The following is a 26106-nucleotide window of genomic DNA, read 5'->3' as shown; positions in this document are numbered from 1 at the left end:
CTCCCCCTTATTTATACAAATCAGGTTTTTTGATAATCCCCAGAGCGAACATAGCAGAAACAGCACATTGCAAGGTTAATAATCCGGAGCCCAAGAGCATGATCAGGTTCATCGGCCAATGGGGAAATCCAAGGTCCGGCGTGACCGCATGAAATCGAATGGAATCGCTTAAGAGGTTGTAAGAGGAATAGGTAAGACATCCAAAAAGAAACACCCCGATCATCGAAGCGAGAAAATAGCTCATATTTTTTAATCTCGGAGGAAGTTTTTCAACAAGGATATCCACATTGATATGATCGCCTCTGATCCAGGCATAGGAAAAACTGAAGAAACACACTATCAAGAAGGTAATTTGTATGAGATCCTTGGAGCCTACAAACGTAAAGGCTAAACGCCTGAAAAAAACATCTATAAAGACTAAGCACATGAGTAAAAAGGCAAATCCTTTACCCCCTATCCAGAGCCACTTGCTCAAGGCGGTGACAGCATTGGCCGATATCTGCAAGGTTTTTAGCATGATGGAGTCCTCCTGATAAATATTCCAAGGGCTTGTCAACCTTTTTCCGACTGCAAGGCGGACAAGCCCTTTAAGCTTTTGACAATGAGCGCAATTACCCCGCCCTGTGGGCGGGGTAATTGCGAAAGAAGCTTACAAACTCTGCCTATCTTAGTTCAGAGAGGCGCCTTAATATGTCATCTTCAATTTATCGATATTGCCAATCGCTCTATACTGGCGAATGAGCTCCTCCATCCGCGCCAAGGTCTTCTTGCCCGGCAATCCCTTCTGCTCGAGTTCCGCCACCATTTTATCCTTTAGCCCGGCTAAGGAGGACTTGAGCTCTTTCAACTCAGCGTCCGTCGGCGTGTAGGTCTCGACCCTCTTGGCCTTGTAATACGGAAAGGCCTTGGCGTCTGTGTCTTCATATTGGAACCCGGATACGCGGGCTGACTGGTAGCTCGCCCTCATCACTGCATCCTGCATATCTTTGGGCAATCGTTTCCATGTATCAAGATTCATGGACATTGCCAGGCCGTAAGTAAAGTATTCAATTCTGTAAATATACTTTATCACCTCTTCCAATTTAAACGCCTTTCCTGCGCCCACGGGGAAAACAACGCCATCAATGACCCCCTTTTGCAGGGATTCGTACAGTTCAGCCTCTTTCATGCTGACGGGGATCGCGCCCCAAGTTTTTAACCCCTGGTCTGCGAAGCCTCCGCATCTTAACCTCAGCCCTTTAAAATCTTCAGGTTTTATAACTTTTTTTTGACGAAGCATTATTTGAAAATTAGGGTCGCCAATCACATAGAGCAGCTTGACATTTTTGGCCTCCAATTCTTTGGCCCAAACGTCCGACATTTGATTCAACACCCAGGTTGCTTCCATCCCATCATTGAACATAAACGGCAGCGTCGAGAGTTGAATGAGCGGAAACTCTCCCGGATGAAGGTGAAAGTGAATATTGGACATGTCCGTCACGCCGGTTCGCACTTTCAGATATTTTTCTCCTGTGGTGGCAAGCATTCCCGTTGGATAATAGGTCACCTTGATCTTCCCTTTGGACTCCAAACCGATGAGCCGGGCAAAATCGACCATTGCATTGTTCATGTCGTGCATCGATGGCCAGTGGGTCGCCAATTTCAATTCAATTGGCTTGTCGGCAGCATTTGCGGAAACCACTCCGAAAATCAGCAATGCCATAATGATCGCACCCATCGTTCCAATAATCCGAGCTTTCATTTTACTCCCCCCTTAGTAAAGTTTTGGAAACTTTCCGTCTCCTCCAGTAAACCTGCCACCGGCCTTTCCGGTGGCTTCACAAAGGACGACAACTCTTTCCAGGTCGTTCGTTGTCATCCCCTGCAACATAAGCTTTTCTTCGCAAATCGGTTGATCACAAAAGGTGTTGTTCTATCGTCTTCACGTTTTTCCGCCTAACAAACCTTTGATGGGAACAGTGGTGAAGCCAAATTCATGGATGTACAAAACTGCCGCGAAGATGGGCGCCACAATAGCCTGATACCCGATGGGGCAGAAGATAGTTAAAAGACCGAGAGCTATAAACAAGGCTCTCAGCGGAATGTTAACGCCTTTTTTAAAGGAGTAGCCGACGAATCCCAAGTTTATCGAAACCATCCCGATCGCCACCATCAAGTAGGTATAGAGGATTTCCCACAAAGAACCACTCAGAAGAACAACCGGCTTGTAGGTCCATACGACTGGGATCAGGAGGCCCAGAAAAGCAATCTTGACAGCCTGCCACCCTGTCTCCAGTTGCTTGGCGCCGGCAATTCCCGCTGCGGTCATAAAGGCAATCCCCACCGGGGGAGTAAGCCCCGCAAATACGCCGTAATAAAAAATCAGCATATGGGCTGAAAGGACCGGCATGCCCAACTTGATCAAGGCCGGCCCGGCCAGGATCGCCAGGATGATGTAACAGGCCGGCGTGGGCAATCCCATGCCGAGCAGCAGTGATGCTAACATGACAAAGAAAATCGCCAGCAGGAGGCCGGATTGGCCAGCTTCGACGATGAAAGCGGCAAATTTCATCCCTAACCCGGTCGTGTTGACTGCGGCCACGCACGCCCCCGCGGTGGCAAGGATGGCGCACAGGGACGCCCCCGAATGAAAGCCTTCCGACAGACATTTCAAAAATATCGCGGGATTCATCCTCATCCCGATCTTCTTCTGGGAAATGGCCAACAGGATGACCCAGACGGTCGTTCCCACTCCTGCAACGCGCGGCGTGTAGCCCATAACGAGCAGGATAATCATGATCACGATCGAGGAAAGGGGAATGAGCGCCTTCATAACGACTTCCCTGTTGAATGGGGGAATCTGCTCCTTCGGAAGCCCGAACAGCCCCATCCTGCCGGCCTCGAAATAGATGGTCAAAAACATGCTGAAAAAATAGAGCAGCGATATCGGGGCGGTGACCTTGACCAGCGAGATGTAGGTAATGCCGGTAAGGGCCGAGATGAGAAAGGCCGTCCCTCCCAAAACGGGGGGAGTGACCTGGGCCCCCATGGCTGTTGCCGCCTCGACCCCGCCTGCGAAACTGGGTTTGTACCCCGATTGCTTCATTAGTGGAATCGTAAACGTTCCCATCGTAGCCACGCTGGCCACGCCGCTTCCCGATACGGTTCCATACAAAAGACTGGAAACGACTGCGGCCTGCCCCGCCCCGCCCCGCATTCCGCCAACCAGCGAAAACGCAAAATTGATAAATCCGCTTCCCGCGCCGGTGGTAGCCAAAAACGTTCCGAATATCAGGAAAAACCAGATCATGGTGATATGGGCATGCGTCGTGGCCCCGAACACCCCATCGACATTCAAAACCATGGCCTCGGCCACTTGATCGAACGTCAGGTGGGTATGACCCAGAAAGCCCGGGATGAGATGGCCGAAATGGGTATATAAAACTAATACCGTAGCGACGATAGTGAACGCCCAGCCCGTTGTCCTTCTTGTTGCCTCGAACAAGAGATAGATTATCGGGAGATAGACCAATTTGTCCAGGAAATTCACCTCTCCCCCGAGCCGGTACATTACAATATCATTCCCCTCGATAAAGAGATACCCGAAACAAAAAATTGTAAGCGCTATGTGCACAAGATCGACCACCTGCCTCAAAGCGGCTTTTTTGATCGGACTGGGGTACCTTAAAAAGACAACAACCAGGGCCAATCCCACAACCGCGGACCGGATAATCAGCGGTTCTTGCTGACTCAAAAAGTTTACATAGAGCAGGTAGCAAAACGCCGGCACTCCGATGATAAAGGTGATCAAATCGGCGCGATTTTTAATCTTGAGTTCTTCAAAATTAAAGTACTTCATTTATCCTCCCTTTAATTGAAACTATGGCACCCCTTGATATGCTCGCCTTGCTCCTCGAAGGCGCAATCCAAAGAAGCAAATGGTTTTGGTTCCTTGCGAGCAGAGGAACCAAAACCATAGAGGACGCTATTTTATCAATCCCTTTTCTTTGTAATATCTCAGGGCACCCGGATGAAACGGGAAACCGACATTCTTCATCGCCCCTTGCAACGTGATCAATTTGGAATCGGGCCCGGCCGTTTCGTAAAACTCCGGGAGATGCTCGAAAAGCTGCTTTGTAAATTCATACACAGCGTCATCGCTCATATCGGCCCGCGTCGCAATGACCAGGTCGAAAGCGATGCAATCTACAGGCTCCGTATTGACCTGATTCTTGCCATACAGCCCCGGCTGAAGGGTGATAGGTCTCAGCAGGTCCTTCCCATATTTTTTGTCGATCAGGTCAAAGAATTCCTTCGATTTAACAGGGGACGAAAAACCTATCAGCCTGATCTTATTGAGGGTGGCCAGATTCATTGAGGATGGCTGTCTGGAGGGATTGTTGGTATAATAAGCATCTAAGGTCCTGTCCGCACATCCATCCGGCCCTTGACCGGACCCGCCGGAGAAATAAACGGGATGGTAATCCTTCAGTTCCAATCCTTCTACGGCAAGGGCCGTCTTCAGAATCGGATGCGCAGTGTGCGCGGCCGACCCCAGCGAAACCCTCTTGCCCTTGAGGTCTTTATAGGTTTTGATCCCGGAATCAGCCAGCGTAATCATCTGCATCGAACCGTACGGCTGGGCAAAAACCGCCCGGATCTTTTTTACGGATTCCTTTGCGGCTTCCTTGCTTTGCGAATATCCCCACTCCCCTCGTTTCGCAAACTCCAATTCCAGGTTAGCGACTTCCCCGAATTCTATCTTCCCCTGGCCGAGAAGCTTGACCACCGCCGTCTCCGCGCCGCAAAACGCCGGGGTTGCCTGAAGCGTTTTGGAGTATTTGTTGATCAAATTTGCATGGGCGGCCGTCCAGATATACTGGGTCGAACCAACGGAATAAGCGCAATACTGAACATTGGTCTTTTGCTGGGCCAAGGCGCTGCTCAAGCATACCCCCAAAACCACGAAACACGCGCAAGTGAAAATAAATGCCTTCTTTTTCATTTTCTCCTCCCTATTCTTGTTTAGGTTAAACATCTCGCTTCTTTGTTTTTTCGATACCACACAGTCCTCCCGCTCCCCTTTCGATCTCGAAAGCCAAGGAAGGCGTTAGAGGAACTGAATCATCCGACCATTCTAAATGCTTACTATCTCCTTGGATGCAATTATCTTGACCAAGGAACATCTCTCTGTGACTTGTCAGTAAAACGACGCAAATTGTTTAAATGAGAAAATACTTCCCATAAATTAGCAAATGCTATGCCATGCTCGCAAAATCTCTCGTCCAGACCAACTTGCAAGCGAAGGCCGGCGCGGAAATTTAGAACCAATCAAGGCAGTTGCATAACTTCAAGGATTATATGGCAGGAAATTGGGCAGGAGGAAAGCGCTACGTTCCCCACTGCAAGAAGCTTGAGATGAAACGTCCAATGAAACGTAATATTTCATAGCCCCTCTGCGCTATTGCAACATGATGTTCCTGGCAGGTGGAACATTGCAAGGGCTTTGCAGTGGACTGCGAAAGAGAAGATAATTCGCTTTTTTTGTCCTGCTTGCAGCGATTCCGTGGCTATTCGTTTACTTTTCAGTATCTTTTATGAAATCCCTTGCCTTGTCGCCCCTGAGGTATTCGGCAAGGCCGAGAGCGCCGCTAACCAGATACTTGGAGCGGTAGCCCTTCAACGTTAGATACATCCTTGCAATCTCGGCCCGGTCATAATGGGGACAAACCGTGACTATGATTTTGGTTTTGTCGAGCTCGCTTAGCCGCGCCGGCAGTTCGGGTAACGGAATATTTTTGATAAAGCAGAAATTATATGTGTGATATTCTTCAGTAAATCTAACATCGATCACCTGCGCCGCTCCTTTTTTATATAGGTCAAGCAATTCAGGGATTTCGATTTTCATATATTTTCGTTCTTCATAGTCGAATGTTTTCAAATAATCATCGAACGAAACGCCTCTCAGCGCCTGGCCCTCCCCGGCAACCGTTTTCATTTTTTTCATAATGCATCCTCATTCAATTCAACAGACCGTATTTTTTCATCATTCTCCATAGAGTGGTTCGACTCATATTGACTTGCCTTGCCGTTTCAAGTCTGTCCCAGCGACAATCGTCCAAGGCCTTGCGCAACGCATCTAAATCCAGCATCTTTGAACGGCCTCTCTTCAATCCCGGGTTGGTTTGAACCTGCGTGGCGCCTTTTTCGACTTTGTCCGGCAACTTGATCGAATCTGGAAGATGCTGAACATCAATAATTTCCCCCTTGCAATGGATGACGGCATATTCAAGAACGTTTTCCAGTTCCCGCACATTTCCCGGCCAGGGGTACTTTAGAAAGACATCCATACCCTTTGTCGAGGCCCCCCGTATTTGTTTGTTCATTTTTACGTTAAATTTTTCCAGAAAATGTTCAATCAGAAAGGGAAGATCGTCCATCCGCTCGCGAAGGGGCGGCGTAAAAACAGGAATGACATTCAAACGATAATAGAGATCTTCGCGGAAGGTATTGTTCTTGACGGCCTTCTGCAGGTCTCTGTTGCTGGCTGAAATAATCCGGACATCGGCATGGATCGTCTTTGATCCTCCGACCCTTTCAAATTGCTTTTCTTCCGTCACCTTCAATAATTTGGCCTGCATCCCTGGGCTAAGCTCGCCAATCTCATCCAAAAAGATAGTGCCGTTCTGGGCAAACTCCAACCTTCCCTGGCGGTCGCTGACAGCTCCGGTAAAGGCCCCCCTTACATGGCCGAAAAGTTCGCTTTCAAGCAAATTTTCGGGCAGAGCTGCGCAGTTCACATGGACAAAGGGCCCCTTTTGATTGATGCTTGAGCAATGGATGGCCTTGGCAACCAAACCTTTGCCTGTTCCACTCTCCCCCTGGATGAGGACATTGGCCCTGCTGTCGGAAATGGAATCGATGAGTTCGTATATCTCCATGATCTTGTGGTTTTTCCCAATAATGTTCCCCAAAATGTATTTTTTGCCCTCGCACCCGTCTTTCAGTTTCTCAAAAGCCGTGATATCTATAAAAGTCTCCATGCCGCCAACCGGACGGTCGCTGAGGTCGTAAAGGATTGTAGCCGTCAAGGAGGTCATTACAAGGTCGCCCTTTTTATTGACAATCCTTTTTTTTACGGTGACCGGCTTAAGCTCCTTTGCCGCCATCTTCATGGTGCACTCAACCCTGCACCTTCCGCTTTCGATACTTCCTTTCCCGCAAAATATGTCTTTGCACTGCTGTCCCAGAGCCTCCCCGACCGAAAACCCGGTTATCCTCTCCGCGGCTCGGTTAAAAGACGTGATCCGCATGTTGGAATCGATCGTCATGACGCCATCGTCGATGGTATCAAGGATCGCCATTACCAGATTGTCTTTTTCCAAGACTGCCTTTTCGGTATGGGTCAATTTATCCATTTCAAAAGAAAAGTCTTTCCCCTGAACCTTAAAAAAAGGAATGACGTCTCGTCCTTCATCTTCCTGGGTCATTATATCTGCCTCCTGCCAATTGGTGCCTTCTTAACATAATGTTTCACTGAATGCGAAATAATTCGCATCCGTGCTGGCAGAGAAGACTTGCTGCTGTACTATGAGGGTATATTTTAAAAGAAAAGACAAATGCTACAGGAACGAGATGACCCCGGGCGCCGATACCAGCGACGGCGTCATCTCGCTTCGCAGGGAACAGTTTCCCGGCAGCGGGATCAAGCTTTTCAGTGCACAGACAAGGCCGCCTTATTCAGGAAGGAGTCAAACCAACGGGTATTTCCCATATTCATGAACGGCGTCCACCCATGCCTTAAATTTGTCATTAGGAATATCAAAGACTCCGCCGAGGGGAGGAACGCCAAAACCAAAATCAACATAAAAAGGGATAGCGAGATCATAATCGACATTCTTGATGCTCTTCAGTATCAAGTCAGCAATCCTGGCAGAATCATACCAATCCTGGCCGGTAACATCAGGCAATAGAAGGCCCTGGTAAAAATAGTCTGGGATAATGCGCATGACCAAACCGGTATGTGATCAGGCGCTCGACCTTCCTTCACCGCTTGAAATCGTTCTTTTTTGTTCATCTCCGCTCCTTTCTAAAAAACCAGAGCTTGTCAGGATATTCCCTAATCCTTGACACCTCAACCACTGAACGACTTTTGCAGGTCTGATTCGACGTCAAGACCTCCTTCCCATCCGCAATATGGCATTACTCTTCAACTTTGGGTTTCATATTGTCGGGGATGATCATCATTTCACTGATGAGTTCCTTGAACGTTTTTACCTGGATACCCAAATCATACTTCTCGCTGAGATCGCCGATCTGGTCATAGCAGTTATGGCAGGGCGCTATGACAATCTTCGCCCCCGTCGCCTTAATCTGATCGGCCTTGACTTTGCCCGAAGCCATCCTTCTTTCTTTGAACGCAGGCCCCATGGGAACATAGCCCCCACCACCCCCGCAACAGTGGTTATGTTCTCCGCCGGGGGTCATGTCCCGGAAGTCATCCGTCAGTTGCCGGGCAATATGCCTGGCTGCTTCCGATAAGCCGCCGCCTCTCGAAATGTTGCACGGATCATGGTAAGTGACAGGCACTTTGAGCTTTTTCAACGGATCTATTTTAATACGTCCATCCCGCAGGTATTCGTAGAAAAGCTGAACGCTGTGAATAACTGGAACCGGAGGATTCCCGCCCGGCAAACCCAACCAATAAGGCCCTTCGAACCGAAGGGCTCTGTATGCATGCCCTCACTCGGTGATGGCTATTGCCTGAGCCCCCAACCCGATGGCGGCATCATAGGTTGATTTGACGTGCTGTGCCGCCTCCTTTCCTTTGCCGGCAAAAAACGCCAGATTCGTATCGTCCCAGCCTTTGGTGGACATCGTCCAGTCTTCCCCCGCAACATGGAAGATCATTGCGGCCATTGCAATATCCTGGGGATAATATTTGGCCTCCCGGGCATTGATTGTGTACATGATCCTGGCACCCTTTTTATCTATGGGAATGGTGAGTCCGGGAAGCTCATCGGCTGTTTCGTCCTGCATCCACTGGCAAGTATCAACCCATTCATCCGTGGTCACCGCCATCTGGTTATCAAACTCCACATAGTTCTGCGTGGCGACCAGAAGGGCTTCCGGAGAGAGGTCATAAGCGGCGCAGACGGCTCTAACCGTGCCCAGCATCAAACCGATATCTATTCCAAAGGGACAGTACATGCTGCAGCGGCGGCAGCCGGTACAATCTCCAAAGACAATGTCCGCGGCCTTTTCAAGGAACTGCCTGCTTACGTTTCCCTTTCTCCTATACAGCTCTCCCAGGGTCTTGTTCAGCTTATAGGAAGGCATGTATTGCGGATCATTCCCATGGGCCGTGTAAAAAAAACAACTGTCCGCACACAAACCACAATGATAGCAAGACTTAAGCCACAGCTTCATCCGCGCTCCCAGAGCCTTGTCCAGCATCGTCATGATCTCCCGGGGAGCGATCGGTTTTTCTGCCTTTGTCGCCGGCTGTCCCTCTTTATCTGACATGAAAAAAACTCCTTTCTTTTTGTCCGTATTGTGATGTTCGCCCCTTTACCAAGACTTTACGCCCCGCCTGGCGCCAAATTCGACTCCAATGATTGCCCGCGTAAAAAAGAAAAGGATCATGTGTCCTAACTTTGTAAATGGGATAAGGATTATCAGGAGCTCGCTTAAAAGGATGTGGATAATTAGAATGTTTTCATAATTTATACCGAGCTCTGTTCCTGGATGAAAGCCCATGTAGTAGCCGGTTATAAATAATGCGGTTACGAGGGCTAAAAGCAGGTAATCGCTCAAGGTGGTGACTATCCGGACTTCCGGGGCAATCAACCGCCGAATCACGATGAAGACAACGGAGACCATGAAAACGAGCGCCGTCAAATCGGCAATAAGGCTGCCGCCCCCCAGCCAACCCGTATTCGTAAAAACATGGGACGATAAAAATATCAGCGTGAAGATAAAGGAAAGGTGAAAAAAGAAATAACCCAAGGTTACAAAGGGATGGTCTTTCATCCCCTGGCTTCCAAAGGGAACAAGCCAGTGGAAGATAGAGCGAACTACCTCTGTCCAATTCCAGTTATCGTGCAGAACTGCGTCTTTTACCCGGCTGATGCGGTACAGATTGAAAAATTGAATGGCTAATACAATCAAGACGGCAAAGAAGGTCACCCATTCAATAAAGATCAGTGTGTCTCTGAAATTTTCAAACATCCCAGCCTACCTCCTTCCGGCTTTTGCTAAAATATCCCTTTGCGCAGCCCAAACGCCTGCATTCATCACCACCGTCAGCCGCTGGGGATGAATGAAAGATTTTGCCCATTGAGCCAATTGCAAAACTCCCAACGCTGTCATTCCCGCGACGCTTCTGGGCGGGAAAACGAAGTTTAATGTTCATAATCCAGTTTTTAACTATTTGAAATCATGGATGCCCGACAAAAGCATTCGGGCATGACACGGAGTTTTGCAATTACCTCCATTAACTCTATTTTTACAAAACGCGGACATGCTTCAGCCACGCCTCTCGTTTTAGACGCATCCGATCGGTTTCGGAAGACCGGCCACCTTGCACCCGCCTTTCCCGGGGCCTGCCGGGAAAAGCTCATAAATCTTTTTCAACTTGAAACCCGTCACCTGAGCAAAGATCCTGACCATGGGGGGCTTCCCGTTCAACTTATAGTAGTCCCGAAGCATGTTTATAGCCGTCCAGTGATCCTCCGTAAGCTCCTTAATCCCCTGGCTCGTTTTTACATACTCCACCCATTCCGGACACCATTCATTCACGTCCGTAAGAAAACCCTCGCCATCCACATTAAAGCTTTTCCCCATGAATTCTACCACCGGCATATCTCAATTCCCCTTTCGCTGCTGTTAAATGTAATTATGAATTAGAGTATTAAGCCAATTCGCGTTCTCCTGCTGCGAAGGCCTTTAATGTTTCTTCCCGTACCGCCGCCACGGCTTGTTCCTTCAATTCCATGAAATGGTCGCTCGCCAAGACATGAAAGTCTCTCGGTCTGGGAATGTCCACTTCTATAGTTGCTTTAATGCGGCCCGGTCGCGTAGTCATGATCAAGACACGATCCGCCAGAAAGATGGCCTCTTCAAGATCGTGGGTGATAAAGAAGATGGTTTTTCGCGTAAAATTGTACACCTCTAAAAGATACTCATGCATAATGGTTTTAGTTATGCTGTCGAGGGCTCGAAATGGCTCGTCCAGCAGCAATACTTTGGGGTTGTTTATCAGGGCGCGGATAATTTCCGCCTGGCGCTTCATGCCGGATGAAAGATTGTCAGGATAGAGGTCTTCCGTGTTGCAGTTTAAACCCATTTTTCCCATGATCCGCCTCGCCTCGGTGACGGCCTCATCCTTTGACATCTTTCCCTGGGCGACAGGACCATAGGTGAGGTTCTCCAACACCGTTTTCCAGGGAAAAAGGGCGCCGTTCTGGAAAACAACGATACGGTCTGAGCCGGGAGATTGCTTGATCGCAGGAGAAGCAATCAACTCGTCGTCCAAGTATATCTCACCGTCAGTCAGATTGTCGAACCCCGCAATCGCATTTAAAAGGGTAGTCTTCCCGCATCCGGACGGCCCAACGATTCCGACGAAGCCACCCGCTTCGATATCAACACAATTATCATCCAGCGCCCAGACATTGACGCCCTGCGGATCATAGACTTTGCTCGCATGCTCGATGCGAATCCTGCCTTCTTTGGGTTTTACGGCAAGGCCCTGATCCATGGTCACTTCAAAATTGCTCATCTGTTCTCTCCTATCACATTGACGTCCCCTCGCTTTAAGCCATCTTCAGCTTCTCAAAACCTGCAGAAAGATCAATATCGGCTTTACCACTGCTTGCGGAGGCATTGACAGCTTCTTCATGGAGCAACTCAAGAGCCTCCGCCTTGAGTTCACGAAACCGTTTGGATGTGGCCATTTTCCAATCCCGAGGCCGGGGCAGGTCAACATCAATAGCCTTTTTGACCTTTGTCGGCTTGTTAGTCATCATTAAAAGTTTATCCGCCAAAAAAATGGCTTCATCGATCTCGGAGGTCACGAAGACATTGGTGATTTTTGTTTCCTCAAAGAGTTTGAGATAATACTCCTGCATCAACTCCCGCGTCATCGCATCCAGTCCGCGGAAAGGTTCATCCATGAGCATGATCTTGGGTCTGTTGATCAGCGCTCGGGCGAGCTCTGCCCTCCGCTGCATGCCGCCGCTAAGCTGCTTGGGGTATTTCCCATGGAAATCCTGGAGACCAACCAATTCCAGAAGTCTTACGGCCTCTTCATGCATCTCCTTCTCGGACATAATCCCCCGGGCCTTCGGACCAAAGACGACATTTTCGTAACATGTCAGCCAGGGGAAAAGGGCCATTTCCTGAAAAACGACCAGCCGTTCCCAACTCGGACCTTTCACGGGCGCCCCATCCACAAGCACCTGCCCACTATATGGTGTATCATACCCGGCTATGAGGTTGATGATAGTCGATTTCCCGCACCCGGATGGACCGACCAGCACCGTCAATTTCCCCTTATCTATTGTCAGAAAGCAATCCTTCAGGACAACGCTGTGCTTATCCTTGATCTTTACCGTTTTCACCACATCTTTGAATTCGACTGCCCCTGATTTATTATCATCCGCCATGTTCCATCTCCATCTTCGTCTTTGGTTTTACCCTCTCGCCATTTGCCTGCGAAGAGGCAACGAGGCGGGGGGGCTTAAAATATATCCATCCACTTTGTGAACCGCAGGCCAATGCGGTCAATTCCCAGGCTGGAAAGAGCCCCAACTACGCCGATGGTACCCATTCCGATGAAAACCATTGGATAATTCATCACTGTATGGTTGTACCATGTCAGATAACCCAGCCCGCCTTTGCTGGCAATCATTTCCGCAGCCACCACCATGAGCCAGGTGATTCCAACCGCGATTTTCAAACCGGCAAAGATCTGAGGACTGGCGGCCGGCAGGATGACGCGGAACAGCAATTGAGTTTTGCTGACCCCGAAAGACATCGCCGCCCGCGGCAGTTGTATATCGACGTTTGAGATGCCGCTAATGGTGTTGTAAACGATGGGGAAAAAAGCGCCGTAGAACGTCAGAAAAACGATCTGGGACTCTATATTGACAAAGAACAGAACAGACAGGGGAATCCAGGAAATGGGCGGAATGGGACGGAATATTTCTACCGCGGGAAAGAGCATATAATTGAAAATCCGGGAATAGCCGATCGCTACCCCGATCGGAAACCCTACCGCAGCTCCTAAAATGAATCCGGCCAGAACCCTCAAAAAACTACGGACTATTTCCATTAAATACAGGTTAGGAGAAATATTGAACAAGGCGAGAAAAACCTTCCAGGGTCCCGGGATTTGGTGAAAATTAGGAATAGTTTGAACTACAGCTCCCCATAGGCCAAGGAAGATCAAGACGGAACTTATTCTTCTGAGCGTGGACAGACTTATTAACTTTTTTCTGAATTTAGACCAAGAACCCGATTTCCCGGGAACTGATCCCCCTGGAGCGGATTGCGTTTTCTCAATCGCCGCGGGTTGATCCTTTGCAGCTTCTTTTGTATCCAATTTCATGACCTTCTCCACCTATTTTTTTGTGATTGATTCGTCTAACGATTCCGTCATGTCCTTCCGCCAGGGCACCACCCGTTTCGTAACGTACCGGATGAAGCTCGAAGAGGCCAATCCCAGAACCCCGATGACGATCATTCCTACAACAATGAGAGGATATCTGATCAAGGTGTAAGATTCCCAGATGCGGTACCCAAGACCATATTGTCCGGATATCATCTCCCCCGCCACTGAAGCCATCCAACCGATGCCCATCCCCAGTGCCGCCCCGCTGGAAATGTAGGGCAAGGATCCCGGCACTACCACATGCCAGAATATCTGGCGGGGGGTGGATCCGAGACATTGGGCCGCCCGAAAATAGCTTTGGTCTATTGACTTTACCCCGATGATCGTATTGATAATAATGGGAAAGAAGGCGCCAATAAAGCAAATAAAAGCCGTGCTTGCCTCTTCCCAGGGTAAAAACATAATGGCTACCGGAATATAGGCAATCCCCGGGATAGGCCGAAGAATCTCCACCATGGGAAAGGTGAAGTCAGCAAAAATCTTATTCCACCCGATCATCAACCCCATGGGAATCGCAATAAGGCACGCGGCAACCACGCCAACCCATACGCGGGCAAAGGTGAACACTAAATCAATCCAGAAAACCTTGTTCTGTACCCATTCTATGCCCCACACTAATACTTCGGCTGGCCCCGGAAGAAACCCGAAACGATATACCTTAAAATGCACCAGCAGGGTCCAGATAACAAACAATGACCCTATTGAGATAACTTTCAACAAATTCTTAATGCTGAATGTCCGGGCGAAAGCCGACGGCCTTTCAAAGGTAATGCCCGAAACACAATATGTCCTACTATCCATGATTATCCCTGCCTTTTTAATCGTGGTGTATGTCCGGAAGGCAGATATCTGCCCCCCGGACGGTTTTAAGGATGGTTTATTTCTTGCCGCTAAGAATCTTATTCACGTAAGATGGATCTGCCCAGGCTGCAGGGTCAAACCCCTCCTTTATGTATCCCTTGGATTTCATAAAATCGACGCTCATTTGCACAGTCTGGATCGCATCTTTATCAATACTGTCATGATAGCGATAACTTGCCAATGACGCCTTGATAACGGGAAGAGGTATTTTTTCGCCCAACTCTTTAAAGACGATCTGCGAAGCCTCATCGAGATTGGCTTGAATGTACTTGTGAAGGTCAATATCGGCACGCACTAACCCCTCCACAATCTTAGGATTCTTTTTGTTAAACGCTTCGCTTACCACCAGGGGCCAGGTAGCATTCACTTCGGGCTCATATTTAACGGCGTCAGCCATAATGGCCCGGCCAACTTTCTTATATTTAACCATTTCAATATAGGGCGGCCAGTAGCCGAACGCATCAACCTTTCCCGCCTCCAGATTGCTGAGCGCCACCTCCGGTGACTGGTTTACGAGGTTAAATTTGATATTCTCCTTTTTCATGATGGCCTCGATCATGCGATGCTGCGCGGAGCCAATGCCCGTAGCAAGCGATTTGCCCTCCAAGTCCTTCAGCGTCTTTGCCTTGGAGTTATTGTTTACAAAAATCGCCAGCACCTCCCCGCGAGGGGATACGCCATTCGAAACCCATCTCGTATTCTTCACCTTACTTTGAAGCATGATGGCCGGCATATCTCCTAAATAGGAGACATCCAACTTTCCCGCGATCCAATTGTTTACGAGATGGGGGCTATACAATCCAAAAAACCACTCTACCTCTACATTGGGAAGATACTTCTTGTGAAACTGCTTCACCTTGGCCACAGAGGTTTCCAACATGCCGAACGGGGCATAGCCAATGGTGATCTTGGCCTTTTCATTAGTGACAACATCTTGAGCAAACACCGGGATTGAAAACATGAAAAAAAATACTAACAGCACCGAAAAAACTATCCTTTTGAATTTCATTTTTAGCTCCTTTCTTCAATTGTTTGACGTTTATAAACCTTGGCCTTTATTTCTCTTCTTTCATGGCATTGACGATAAATCCCATATACGTGCAGCATTGTTTCATCCATTCGCCCCCTTCAATATACCGCTGCTTCTCAGGAGGGTAGTCATCATATTTCATGGCGTCAAAACCTAAAAGAGCCTGGCAGCCGCATTCCCCGAACTCTTTCTTGAAAGCGTCAAAGATTTTAACAACGCGCCTTTCGTATTCTTCCAATGCCTTTGAGGGTGAAAGACCGCTGTTTAGTTTATTCTTTATGATATCAAGGGCAATGGCTATACCGCCAGCAGACAGCCCCTTACATGCATAACGTTCACAGGTAACCGAAATTTCCAATTGATAATTAATCCAAGCCCATTCATCAAGGGGAAGACCATATATTTCCTGCATAACTTGCAGGAAAGCCCTGTCTCAGGCGTAACCGTTTAAATACAAATCGCACACCTTATCCGGTTCCTTTTCGACACTCACAGAGGAACCGTTTGGGGGATCATCTACGGAATCGGACACTTTAATCACTCTCCTTCATTCAGATAATATATTATGCTAAAATCCAGTGCCCACGGCAATAACAGGATGAAAACACTTCCGTTACCGAAAGTTATAAAAACCACCGACCCCCGATATCTACCTTCCACCCTCGACAATTGGCGATAGAGCAACATTTGCAAAACATCTATACTGAAGGCGGCTGTTCGGAAGCGAGGTCCTCAAAGAGTTCCTTAAAATAATCAACGCTCCTGAAAATACCCACCGTTTTAATTTCCCCGTCAATCTTCACCGTAGGAAAAGCTGAAACCCCTTGCTTCTGATGTTCTCGTGGGTCGTCTATACTCTCGATCTCAACCTCCAGTCCCATCTCTGCAACAGCCTTCCTTAAATTCTTCTCTGTGATCTGGGACCTGGGACAGCCTCCAGTAAAAAACACGATCTTTTTTATCATTACATTCTCTTCCTTTCCCCACGTTCCTTATTCTGTTTTCGGGAAACCATTTATTTCCATAATGGCATCTACTGTGAGGTAATTGCAAAACTCCCCATTTCTGTCATTCCCGCAACGATTCTGAGCGGGAATCTGGTTCTAACTGCTTGAAAAACCATATTCCCGATAGAGACATTATGAACATTAAGCTTCGCTTTCGGGAATGACAAATGGTTTTGCAATTGCCTCCTGTGAATAAACTATTTACTGAGTGGATATTTTCCATATTCATGAGTGGCATCCACCCATGCTTTAAAATGCTCATTAGGAGTGGCAGGAAGCACCTGACAGCTCGGCGCCATCATCAGGCCTAATCCGTCACCGATCACTGACATCTGTTCCTTTACCTCTGCTTTGATCTTTTCCACCGGTCCGCTGGCGATCCTCGCCCCGTCCGTGATGATGCAGGCCGGCACCCCTAACTTATCAACCACATTTTCCTTGATCCAGTCCGGAGGATTTTCCTCATCAAAGTGAAACCCTTCGACGCCTGCTTCCTTCACAAGCAGAGTCAGGTACTGATATGCCTTCGGAGTTCTCATATTGCCATGAATATGCAGCCACGTGCTCTGGTTGAACTCTTTTTTGACTGTCTCAACGACCCTTACAATATTGGGAAGGTTGAACCGTTCGCACATCTTGGCGCTCATCATCAGGGTTCCCATCGTCTCTGCGATAAAGGCAACGCTGTTGGCGCCCGCTTCATATTGCGCCCGAATCCAGTCTAAGCTCCAATCAGTAGCCACCTTGGCCATGTCATCCACCCACTCAGGGTCCTCGCTCATATCTTCCATGATGGCGGCGTTGGGACGGAAGAGGAACATGGCGGCGGTCGTGCCGACATAATACATCGGCACAAGCGGCATTTCATCTCCCACGGCCTTCGCGACATTCGTAATGACTTCAAGAGCGCCCTTCATCCGGGGATCAGATGTTTTGTGATCAAAATGAGCAAGTTTTTTCTGAATTCTCGGCCAGTCATCCTTCGTCATCACAGCTTGCATATCGGTAGTTCCGGCGGCTACGCCAAATTTGTTAGGGATGCTGATTGTTCCGCCGAGGTATGGCACTCCAAAAGCGTAGTCCACATAGGTTGGGATCGCCATATCGTAGCCTACATACTTGATACTGTCGAGGACTGCCTGAGTGATTTTTTCCGAGTCGTACCAATCAACTCCGGTGACCTCGGGCAGCATCCAACCCTTTGCATAAAGCATTTGGGACATTACCCTCGGCCAGACAGGCATGTAGTCCGGCGCCCGCATTTCGCGAACTGCCTGAAACCTTTCCTTTTTGTTCATTCATAACTCCTTTCCTTTTCACTCTATTTGTTATACTTCAACCACGGTAAAATCGTCCGGGATCATCACTTCTCCGTCAAAATATTTTCTAACCATATCAGCCAAAGCTTCTCTATTTTCTTCAAATTGCGTGGGCCAGTGCATTGCCGCAACCCGTGTCACCCCGACCTCGGTTGCCGCCTGACCGCACATTTTCGGGTCAATATGAAACGAATGGTTCTCAATAACAGGAATGGTACAGATGAAAAAGTCGGCGCCTCTGGCAAGGTCAAGCACCTCTTTGGTGAAACTTGATTCGCCATTATAAAAAACTGATCTTCCGCCGCGGGTAATTTTATATGCATGCGCTTCAGAGGGGTGTTCTCCCTTCGCTGTCTCAACGTCGTCAAATTTCTCGGCAGCTCCCAATTCACGGAAGACAAGAGCAAATCCGCGTTTTGCATCATCGGCGCAGGGAAGTTCAGTAAGGCTCATCATCCCCCGGACTGTTTTCTCAACACCGGGCGGTCCGACAATTTCCAGCGGTTCTTTCCGGTTTCGGACATTCATCATGTCAAATATAATGTGCACTATACCTATGATATGGTCCGAATGCAGGTGTGAAATCATTATTTTTTTAATCTTATTCAAGTCCACCCCATAGGCATTAATATTTCTGAGAGCGCCATCGCCAGTTTCGATCAAATAGTCATCGTCAATCAGCATGCAGTTTTGCCCTCGCTTGCCTGTGACCGTGAGCCCCATTCCCCCGGGAACAAGCCCCGCAGTTCCTAAAAAAGTGACCTTCATGGTTGTTTCCCTCCTATAACACGTTTTTAAGGACTTTTATCGGGGCATTTTCACGGATATCCCTCAATCCCTGGTCCAGCCCCAACTTATTGTTTCTGATGCATGTCCTCGCACTTAAGCCACACTACAGTGCACCGGCAGCGGCCTTCTTGGCTTTCTCCCGTTTCCGATAGTCCTTGATCCAGCCTGAGGCATACTCATCCCTTCCCATGCAGAGATCTGCCGCCGCAATCGCTGAACGGACCTGCTCATTAAGAGGGTTGGTGATAGGACAGGTGAGCCCCATCCGGATCGCCATGGCGATAAACGTGGCATTCACCGACGGACGGTCGGGAAGCCCAAAGGAAATGTTGCTGGCCCCCATGGTGATATTGACTCCGAATTCCTTTACAACCGCCTCGATAGTATCAAGCGCGCACCGGCCTGCTTTATCCTCCGAACCCATCGCCAAAGCCAAGACATCGATTACGATATCCTCTCTCGGAATGCCAAGCTTCATCGCTCGCTCAATGATCTTGCCTGCAATCGAGAGACGCTTGTCCGCCGTCCGGGGAAGCCCCTCGTCATCCATCGTCAAACCTATCACCGCTGCCCCATAGTCTTTGATCATGGGCAGAATCTCCGATAGCTTGTGCTCCTCACCGTTGACCGAATTGACCAGCGGCTTTCCCTTATACACCTTCAACGCCGCTTCCAGAGCTTTGGGATTTGCCGTATCAATGCAAAACGGAACATCCGTCATTTCCCTGACAACATTGATCAATTGAACCATCAAGACCGGCTCATCCATTCCTGCCACACCCGCGTTTACATCCAGAATCGCGGCTCCCGCCTCCACCTGAGCTACTGCATCTCTGCGGATAATATCGAATTTACCTGCCCTTAACTCTTCCTGCAGTTTTTTCCTTCCCGTGGGGTTTATGCACTCCCCGATAATAACGGTTGGGAGCTCCCTCGTAATCTCCACCTCTTTAGTTTCAGACCGAATCACGGTCGTAAGATTTTGGCTCATACTCTTATCCCCTTCTCCTTCTGGGCTAAAACGGTACCCCTTTTTCTATTACTTCCCCTGTAAAAATTCCCGATGCCGGCCATTTATCAAAAATATTCTTGATCAACATCAGGCCGCTAAAAGGCTTCTGGCCAACGCCACCGTGCTGGGCGCATCGGGGGCAGTCCCATCTGCGCCTATTGAATCACAGAACTCCTGCGTCACTGGCGCTCCTCCGACCATGACCTTAACCCTATCCCTGAGGCCTGCCTCTTCAAGCGCTTTGATCACCTCCGGCATCCCATCAAGCGTCGGCGTGATGAGGCCTGACATTCCGAGAACAATTTTGCCTTCCCGCTCCTGAAGGGCTAGCTTGACTCCCTCAAGAAATTTTTGTACCGGGACGGAAACGCCCAAATCTCTTACCTCGAATCCGCCTCCTTTCAGCAGCATGCAGACAAGATTTTTCCCTATGTCGTGAATATCTCCATCCACCGTGCCCATAAGCACGCAGCCTGCCGACTCTCTGCCTCCTATGGCAAGAAGGGGCTCCAATATAGCCAAGGCTCCATTCATCGCCTTTGCCGATTTGAGAACCTCGGGAATAAAGTACTCTCCATCCTGCATGAGTTGCCCCACTTCGACCATACCCGGAATCAAGTGATCTGTTAAAAGGCTCTGCGGTGTAACCCCTTCGGCCAAAGCGGCATTCACCAATTCAATCACCTTTTTGCCATCGCCATCGATCACTATTTGTTTTAACGCTCCAATTTCTACCATAGTGTCATCCTCCCTTTGATTAAAATTTCAAAAAATGCTTTTGGTTAATCTGCCTTATCTGACCATGGTGTATATTTTGTAGAGCGTCATGACCACAATAAGAACGCCGAAAATCTGCTTAATTTTTGCACTGGGAACAAAGCGGCTCGTGAGCCTTGCTCCAACATAAGAAAATACTGCCCCAACGACAAGAAGCCATAACGTCAGTGTCATATCAAACTGAGCCGTTGCAAGGTGGGGAATCAATGCTGAGAAAGAAGGGGGACAAACCGCCAAAGCGTTAATTCCTGCCGCTTTCTTCGGATCAAAACCCACAATAATGAGGGTCGGCATGAGCAAGAAACCAGGCCCAACGCCAAGGAAGCCTGAAAGCACCGAAATGGGGATGGCCAGGATCAAAGCAAGGGTGAAGTTTTCATTACCCGGCCTCGCCGTCACAGGCCTGAAAAGTCTATATGCAAGATAAGTAACCGACACGAAGTAAACTATCCAAATATAGAATTGGGGACAAAGCGGACGAGATATGAACCCAAAGGCGCGGCAATGGTCGTTATGACGGCGAGGGTGATCGCCTTCTTCCAATCTATATGGCCGCTTTTTGCAAATCCGAAGGTTGCCGTTAGCGCCGTTATCCCATTTAACAGAAGGCTCAACGGTTGAACCTGGTGGGTAAGACTGGGAAGGAACAACCCCAAAAAAGGAATAGCCGAAAAGGCCACACCAAGCCCCAACATCCCCGAAACCAAGGAAAGGACTGTCATCCCGATGATCATGATTATTAACGGACTCATGTTATTTTTCTCCTCTCATAGCCTCCGCACGCGACGGGAGGCTGGATTGTAAAACGCTCATTTGCCACTTGAAAGTGGTATTTTTATTGGAACATCCCCGGCGGAACGAGGCAATCGCCGCCGTTCTCCTGCTGCCTGATAACTCGCTAAATGATCAGACTCTGTACCCCCGCAACACTGGGGGATTACAGAGTCTTAGTTCTTAATATTATTCTTCTTTCCAAGATCCCAAAGGATACTTTCCGTATTTATGGGTGGCATCCACCCAAGCTTTGAAATTTGCATTCGATGTATCAGGAAGGATCTGACAACTGGGCGCCATAAAATAGCCAAGCCCTGGCGTTCCTATCGCCTCGATGGCCTCTTTCACATGAGCGTAAATCTTCTCAACAGGACCACTCTGGATGGGGTCTGCCCCGTGAACGATGATCCCCGCGGGAATGTGCCATTTTTCCACGATGTTTTCCTTGATCCATTTCGGATCGTGCTTTTCATCCATGTGCAGCCCGGCCACCCCCGCTTCTTTCACAAGCTTCTCCAGGAGATTATAGGCCTTAGGCCCTTTGAAATTTCCATGAATGTGCAGATAGGTCTTCTGGCCGAATTCCTTTTTCACCATGGCCACCGTGTCGGCGATATAAGGAAGAATGAAGCGCTCCCCCATCTTCGGTGAAATCAAATCTGTCCCAAAATGATCCCCCAGATAGCAGAAACTGTTGCAGCCGGCCTTGTACTGGGCCCGGATCCAGTCATTGCACCAGGCTGTTGCCGCCTTGCACATCTCATCAACAAACTCGGGATCTTCGGCCGCGTCGAGTGTAAGGTCCTCCACCTTGCGAAAGAGGATATTGGCAGCCGTAATTCCCGTATAGTAAGCCGCAAAAAGGGGATGGGTATCGCCAATCGCCTTTGATATGATATTGATCGACTTAAGGGTGCCGCGGCAACGGGCGTCTTTCATTGGATCCAGTGGCAGCTTTTTCTGAACAGCCGGCCAATCCTCCCGCTTTTCAATGACTGGCTTGTCAATGCTCACACTCACCCCAAACTTATCAGGAATCTTCAAGGTGCCTCCCAGCGGCGGCACGCCAAAGGCGTGATCCATGTACCCCCCGAAGGGCCAGTCGTAACCTACCTCCTCCACCGATGCCAGAAACGCCTCGGCCACCTTATCTCCATCAATCTCCGTCTGCGTGGTGATATCGCTCAGCTTCCACCCCTTATGAGAATAGATAGCCTGAGCCATAATCCTTGGAAACACCGGCATCACATCCGGCTCACGAAACTCGTCCACTGCCGCCAATCTTTCTTTCGGTGTCATCTTCTGTACCATAGCAATACCTCCCCCATTAAGCTGTCAGTAAAACCCCTGCTCCCCCCGGTTTCCTCACCTCGTCCGTGGTTAAGGAAATGATTTCCATCTTAGTCCTTTTGCGTCGATTCCGCCTGCTTGTGACAGGGCAGATCAATCTGCTGCATCAATCCCCGGACACATTCATCAAAGAACAGAACCAAATCATAACCACCAAGTCCGGAGGCCTTGCCTACAAAGTTGATTAAATGCCCCCCCACCTCGTAGAGCTCTCCGCCGCCTTCCCATTGAGGTATCGCGGCTGAGGCAGCCGTCCCGCCCGGAAAGGTCCCCCTCAACAAATCAAGGGACGCTTGGATGGCCTTTATCGCCCCCTGAACCTCCGGAAATGCATATTCCTCCTCCTGCATCCCCTCTCCCACCTTCTCCATGGCGGGAACCAGGGCTTCCTTGAATATCTGATCTACGGAGATATTATCCGAGATCAATTCCTTCGTTAATTGCTGGGCATCAGCCTTCCCCCTGGCAACCGCCATTGCCAGTGCCGCCAGTTTCTCCTTGCTCATATCTTACCCCTCCTCCTATCCTTGTTTTAAACTTCAACCTCGGTAAAATCATTCGGGACAATAACCTCGCCCTTGAAATGTTTCTTGACTAATTTCGCGAACGCCTCTCTTCTGCCCTCATACTCCGTCGGCCAATGGACGACAGCAACACGCTGCACCCCGGCTTCAGTTGCTGCGCGCCCTACATCCTCGGCGGTGTTATGAAAAAGGTGCGGTTCCAAGGTCACGGCGGTGCTGATGAAAAGATCCGCGCCTCTTCCCAGGTCGAGGACCTCCCTGGTATAGCTTGATTCTCCATTGTAGAAGACTGAGCGACCATTCCGCGTGATCCGGTAGGCGTGTATTTCGGTGGGATGGGAGCCGATGGCAGTCCGAATATCATCAAACCGTTCGGCTCTCCCCAGTTCAATAAATTTCAGTTCATATCCCCTCAGCTCATCATTGGCAATCGACAGTTCACAAATGCTCATCAACCCCCGAGTTGCCTTCTCAATCCCACTGGGGCCTACGATTTCGAGGGGATCCCTTCTGTTTCTCACTTTCATCATAGCGTAAAGCACATGGACGATTCCGATAAAATGATCGGAGTGTACATGGGAGATCAGGATTCTTTTGATTGCATCCAGATCCGTGCCATTGGCATTTAAATTTCTTAAGGCGCCCTCGCCAACCTCCATTAAGTAATCCTGATCTATGAGCATTGATAACTGCCCACGCTTTCCCGTAACCTTTAAACCCATTCCTGGAACAAGCCCTGCGGTGCCGACAAAATTAACCTTCATTGATTTTTTCTCCGGTCAGTTCCCTCTTCTACCGTCTAATTTGACGCCAAAACAGTGCTTATTGTCTAACAAATATGAATTGCGAAAACGATTAACTCCACTTTAAGAGCAAATGTTATGCCATGCTTTCAAAAAATCTAATGATCTGCCAATAATGACTTAGAGCCTATAAATTTGGCTGTTAATCTATAATAATTTAAAATAGTTATTTAATTTAAAAGGTCATGGGGAAGGGACTTGGCGTGAGGTAAAATCGATGGGTTTGTCTTTTATTAAATATTAAGGTGTCCCGCCCAATGAAACATAATGTTTTACAATTTCATTCTGTTGAAACAGAAAAATATTAGTTGCATTGTCCATTTTTCAAGAAATCAAGCATACTTTCCCAATGGCAAAGTATGCTTGATGCATTGCAATACTAAAGCGTTACAAAATGTCATGTGCACCTTCTCCCGTAAAATCTGTAAACTAACGGGCTTTATCCTATGGGGGTAGGGTAATTGTATTCGACATATTTTTATAGCCATAATAGAGTTATAATGTTACTCCCCCTTGAAAAGAATGAAACATTATGTTAAAAGGATCGTAAATTACATGAGTGACAGAGGAGAATTAAATGATTCACGAAGATGAAAAGCGGGGAGTGATCCCCTTTTTCAAGGTTCAGGGGAAGAATTTTTCTTTTCAGCTTGATCAATTAACACCTATCGAGAAGGTATCCTTGGAGAAAGATAATCTAACAATGGCGATCCTTGATGCCATCTGCGATGGTGTCATAACTATTGATTTCAACATGCGGATCACATCTTTCAATCGTGCGGCTGAGCGGATAACCGGGTTTTCGGCGACTGAGGCCCGGGGACAGCGGTGTAAGGACATATTCTGTGGAAGAGGAAATATTAACAGCAAAAATTGTATAAATGAATGCACCATTAAAATGGCGGCAAAGCAGTTGAAACCGGTCACTGTAAAGAGGACAATTATTAACAAGAACGGCGATCCTGTAATAATTTCTTCAACTGGTACGATTCTTTATGACCTCAACAACCATCCTGTTGGAGGTATGGGAACTTTCGTTGACATCACCGCCCTTGAGAAACTGAAAGAGGGATGTCACGGCGAGAAATATATATTGGGGAATGTTGTTGGGAAAAATAAAAAAATGATGGAAATATATGAAATAATTGAAGCTATTTCCGATAGCGTCGCCAATGTTCTCATTCAGGGCGAAAGCGGGACAGGCAAGGGTCTGATTGCCAGCGCCGTCCATTTTTCCAGCATTAACCGCAATGGTCCCTTTGTTCATGTCAATTGCGCTTCTATTCCCGAAAATTTACTTGAAAGCGAACTGTTCGGCCATGTGAGAGGGGCTTTCACTGGGGCGGTCAGTGATCGCCAGGGGAGATTAGAGCTCGCGCATAAGGGCACCCTCTTCCTGGATGAAATTGGCGAGCTAACCCCTGGGATGCAGGCCAAGTTATTGAAAGTGACTGAAGACAAGCAATTTGAAAGGGTCGGAGGATCGAAAACGATCCAGGCAGATGTGCGGATTATTTCAGCCAGCAACAAGGACTTGCCGAAGGCTATTCAGAATAATGCCTTTCGCGAAGATCTCTATTATCGGTTAAACGTCATCCCGATTTTTATGCCGCCCCTTCGCGATCGTATTGACGACATTCCTCTTTTGATTGACCATTTTCTGGAAAAGCTTAAAATAACTATGAATAAGCAGGTAAAGGAAGTCTCTTCAAAGGTTTTGGATATACTACTAAACTACGCATGGCCTGGAAATGTGAGAGAAATGGAAAATATTTTGGAGTATGCCTTCATCCATTGCAAGGGAACCATTATTGATGTTCAGCATCTTCCAATTTCCTTGCAGTTGTTAAACAACGGGATAAAAGCTGCCGTCCAGGTCCAATCCAGCCCGCAGCCAAATCAAGACCGTGCAAAGACGTTGGATACAGATACGTTGCGCAAGGTTTTGGAAGATTGTCGCTGGAACAGAATTGAAACAGCAAAGCAACTCAGTGTGAGCCGCACTACTCTGTGGCGAATGATGAAAAAATATGATCTGTCGAAATAGCAGAAAAAAAGCTTCTTTCGCCCTTCAGAGGTAATTGCAAAACTCCCCATTCTTGTCATTCCCGCAACGATTCTGAGCGGGAAAACGAAGTTTAATGTTCATAATCTGGTTCTAACTGCTTGAAAAACCATATTCCCGATAGAGACATTATGAACATTA

Annotated in this window: 26 protein-coding genes and 1 pseudogene; 1 reads left to right on the top strand and 26 read right to left on the bottom strand. The window is 48.3% G+C overall.

The window, feature by feature from the left end; genetic code table 11:
* Nucleotides 1-7: 7 nt before the first annotated feature.
* The 26 genes and pseudogenes from M0P74_15395 to M0P74_15270 all read right to left on the bottom strand — a co-directional run bounded on the left by M0P74_15395 (nt 8) and on the right by M0P74_15270 (nt 23861).
* A complete protein-coding gene (locus M0P74_15395; GenBank protein ID MCK9364971.1) occupies nt 8-517 on the bottom strand; it encodes a TRAP transporter small permease in 510 nt (169 codons plus the stop codon).
* Nucleotides 518-685: 168 nt separating this feature from the next.
* On the bottom strand, nt 686-1741 hold the full coding sequence (gene dctP / locus M0P74_15390; GenBank protein MCK9364970.1) for a TRAP transporter substrate-binding protein DctP: 1056 nt from the start codon (nt 1739-1741) through the stop codon (nt 686-688).
* Nucleotides 1742-1921: 180 nt separating this feature from the next.
* A complete protein-coding gene (locus M0P74_15385; GenBank protein MCK9364969.1) occupies nt 1922-3838 on the bottom strand; it encodes a TRAP transporter fused permease subunit in 1917 nt (638 codons plus the stop codon).
* Nucleotides 3839-3964: 126 nt separating this feature from the next.
* Nucleotides 3965-4984: a TAXI family TRAP transporter solute-binding subunit gene (locus M0P74_15380; protein ID MCK9364968.1), complete on the bottom strand. Its 1020-nt coding sequence runs from the start codon at nt 4982-4984 to the stop codon at nt 3965-3967.
* Nucleotides 4985-5557: 573 nt separating this feature from the next.
* Nucleotides 5558-5986 carry a rhodanese-like domain-containing protein gene (locus tag M0P74_15375; protein ID MCK9364967.1) on the bottom strand — a complete coding sequence of 143 codons (429 nt, stop codon included), beginning with the start codon at nt 5984-5986 and terminating at the stop codon, nt 5558-5560.
* A gap of 13 nt (nt 5987-5999) precedes the next feature.
* Nucleotides 6000-7469 carry a sigma 54-interacting transcriptional regulator gene (locus M0P74_15370; GenBank protein ID MCK9364966.1) on the bottom strand — a complete coding sequence of 490 codons (1470 nt, stop codon included), beginning with the start codon at nt 7467-7469 and terminating at the stop codon, nt 6000-6002.
* Between the two features lie 261 nt (nt 7470-7730).
* Nucleotides 7731-7988 (bottom strand): hypothetical protein, encoded by a 258-nt coding sequence (locus M0P74_15365; GenBank protein MCK9364965.1) that lies wholly within the window; start codon nt 7986-7988, stop codon nt 7731-7733.
* A 193-nt stretch (nt 7989-8181) separates the two neighbouring features.
* Nucleotides 8182-8679 (bottom strand): (Fe-S)-binding protein, encoded by a 498-nt coding sequence (locus tag M0P74_15360; protein MCK9364964.1) that lies wholly within the window; start codon nt 8677-8679, stop codon nt 8182-8184.
* A gap of 42 nt (nt 8680-8721) precedes the next feature.
* Nucleotides 8722-9504 (bottom strand): 4Fe-4S dicluster domain-containing protein, encoded by a 783-nt coding sequence (locus M0P74_15355; protein MCK9364963.1) that lies wholly within the window; start codon nt 9502-9504, stop codon nt 8722-8724.
* Between the two features lie 45 nt (nt 9505-9549).
* Nucleotides 9550-10209, bottom strand: a complete 660-nt coding sequence (locus tag M0P74_15350) for a hypothetical protein (GenBank protein ID MCK9364962.1) — start codon at nt 10207-10209, stop codon at nt 9550-9552.
* A 315-nt stretch (nt 10210-10524) separates the two neighbouring features.
* Nucleotides 10525-10842, bottom strand: a complete 318-nt coding sequence (locus tag M0P74_15345) for a TusE/DsrC/DsvC family sulfur relay protein (protein ID MCK9364961.1) — start codon at nt 10840-10842, stop codon at nt 10525-10527.
* A gap of 49 nt (nt 10843-10891) precedes the next feature.
* Nucleotides 10892-11761 (bottom strand): ABC transporter ATP-binding protein, encoded by an 870-nt coding sequence (locus M0P74_15340; GenBank protein MCK9364960.1) that lies wholly within the window; start codon nt 11759-11761, stop codon nt 10892-10894.
* Nucleotides 11762-11795: 34 nt separating this feature from the next.
* Nucleotides 11796-12647, bottom strand: coding sequence for an ABC transporter ATP-binding protein (locus M0P74_15335; protein ID MCK9364959.1), 852 nt, complete (start codon nt 12645-12647; stop codon nt 11796-11798).
* Nucleotides 12648-12721: 74 nt separating this feature from the next.
* Complete coding sequence (locus M0P74_15330) at nt 12722-13315, bottom strand: ABC transporter permease (protein ID MCK9364958.1); 594 nt, start codon at nt 13313-13315, stop codon at nt 12722-12724.
* A gap of 288 nt (nt 13316-13603) precedes the next feature.
* The gene (locus M0P74_15325) at nt 13604-14455 is read right to left on the bottom strand and encodes an ABC transporter permease (GenBank protein MCK9364957.1); all 852 of its coding nucleotides are present in this window, start codon (nt 14453-14455) and stop codon (nt 13604-13606) included.
* A 76-nt stretch (nt 14456-14531) separates the two neighbouring features.
* Entirely contained in the window at nt 14532-15524 is a 993-nt protein-coding gene (locus M0P74_15320) for an ABC transporter substrate-binding protein (GenBank protein MCK9364956.1), read from the bottom strand.
* Nucleotides 15525-15570: 46 nt separating this feature from the next.
* On the bottom strand, nt 15571-15957 hold the full coding sequence (locus M0P74_15315; GenBank protein MCK9364955.1) for a hypothetical protein: 387 nt from the start codon (nt 15955-15957) through the stop codon (nt 15571-15573).
* Nucleotides 15958-16243: 286 nt separating this feature from the next.
* On the bottom strand, nt 16244-16510 hold the full coding sequence (locus M0P74_15310) for a thioredoxin family protein (protein MCK9364954.1): 267 nt from the start codon (nt 16508-16510) through the stop codon (nt 16244-16246).
* Nucleotides 16511-16749: 239 nt separating this feature from the next.
* Nucleotides 16750-17850, bottom strand: a complete 1101-nt coding sequence (locus M0P74_15305; GenBank protein MCK9364953.1) for a uroporphyrinogen decarboxylase family protein — start codon at nt 17848-17850, stop codon at nt 16750-16752.
* Between the two features lie 30 nt (nt 17851-17880).
* Nucleotides 17881-18639 (bottom strand): ribonuclease Z, encoded by a 759-nt coding sequence (locus tag M0P74_15300; protein MCK9364952.1) that lies wholly within the window; start codon nt 18637-18639, stop codon nt 17881-17883.
* A 124-nt stretch (nt 18640-18763) separates the two neighbouring features.
* The gene (locus tag M0P74_15295; protein ID MCK9364951.1) at nt 18764-19651 is read right to left on the bottom strand and encodes a dihydropteroate synthase; all 888 of its coding nucleotides are present in this window, start codon (nt 19649-19651) and stop codon (nt 18764-18766) included.
* Between the two features lie 108 nt (nt 19652-19759).
* Nucleotides 19760-20410 (bottom strand): corrinoid protein, encoded by a 651-nt coding sequence (locus M0P74_15290; protein ID MCK9364950.1) that lies wholly within the window; start codon nt 20408-20410, stop codon nt 19760-19762.
* A gap of 54 nt (nt 20411-20464) precedes the next feature.
* Nucleotides 20465-21144 (bottom strand): annotated as a pseudogene (locus M0P74_15285) (sulfite exporter TauE/SafE family protein).
* Between the two features lie 265 nt (nt 21145-21409).
* Nucleotides 21410-22534, bottom strand: coding sequence for a uroporphyrinogen decarboxylase family protein (locus tag M0P74_15280; GenBank protein MCK9364949.1), 1125 nt, complete (start codon nt 22532-22534; stop codon nt 21410-21412).
* 89 nt (nt 22535-22623) lie between these two features.
* On the bottom strand, nt 22624-23079 hold the full coding sequence (locus tag M0P74_15275; protein MCK9364948.1) for a B12-binding domain-containing protein: 456 nt from the start codon (nt 23077-23079) through the stop codon (nt 22624-22626).
* Between the two features lie 26 nt (nt 23080-23105).
* Nucleotides 23106-23861, bottom strand: a complete 756-nt coding sequence (locus tag M0P74_15270; GenBank protein MCK9364947.1) for an MBL fold metallo-hydrolase — start codon at nt 23859-23861, stop codon at nt 23106-23108.
* A 616-nt stretch (nt 23862-24477) separates the two neighbouring features.
* On the opposite strand from M0P74_15270, the gene M0P74_15265 reads away from it, so the two are divergent.
* A complete protein-coding gene (locus M0P74_15265; protein ID MCK9364946.1) occupies nt 24478-25947 on the top strand; it encodes a sigma 54-interacting transcriptional regulator in 1470 nt (489 codons plus the stop codon).
* Nucleotides 25948-26106 lie beyond the last annotated feature (159 nt).

The sequence above is a fragment of the Syntrophales bacterium genome (genome assembly GCA_023229765.1).
Classification (GTDB): domain Bacteria; phylum Desulfobacterota; class Syntrophia; order Syntrophales; family UBA5619; genus DYTH01.
The sequence above is the reverse complement of the archived record's forward strand: the minus strand, read 5'-3'. Positions and strand labels throughout refer to the sequence as shown.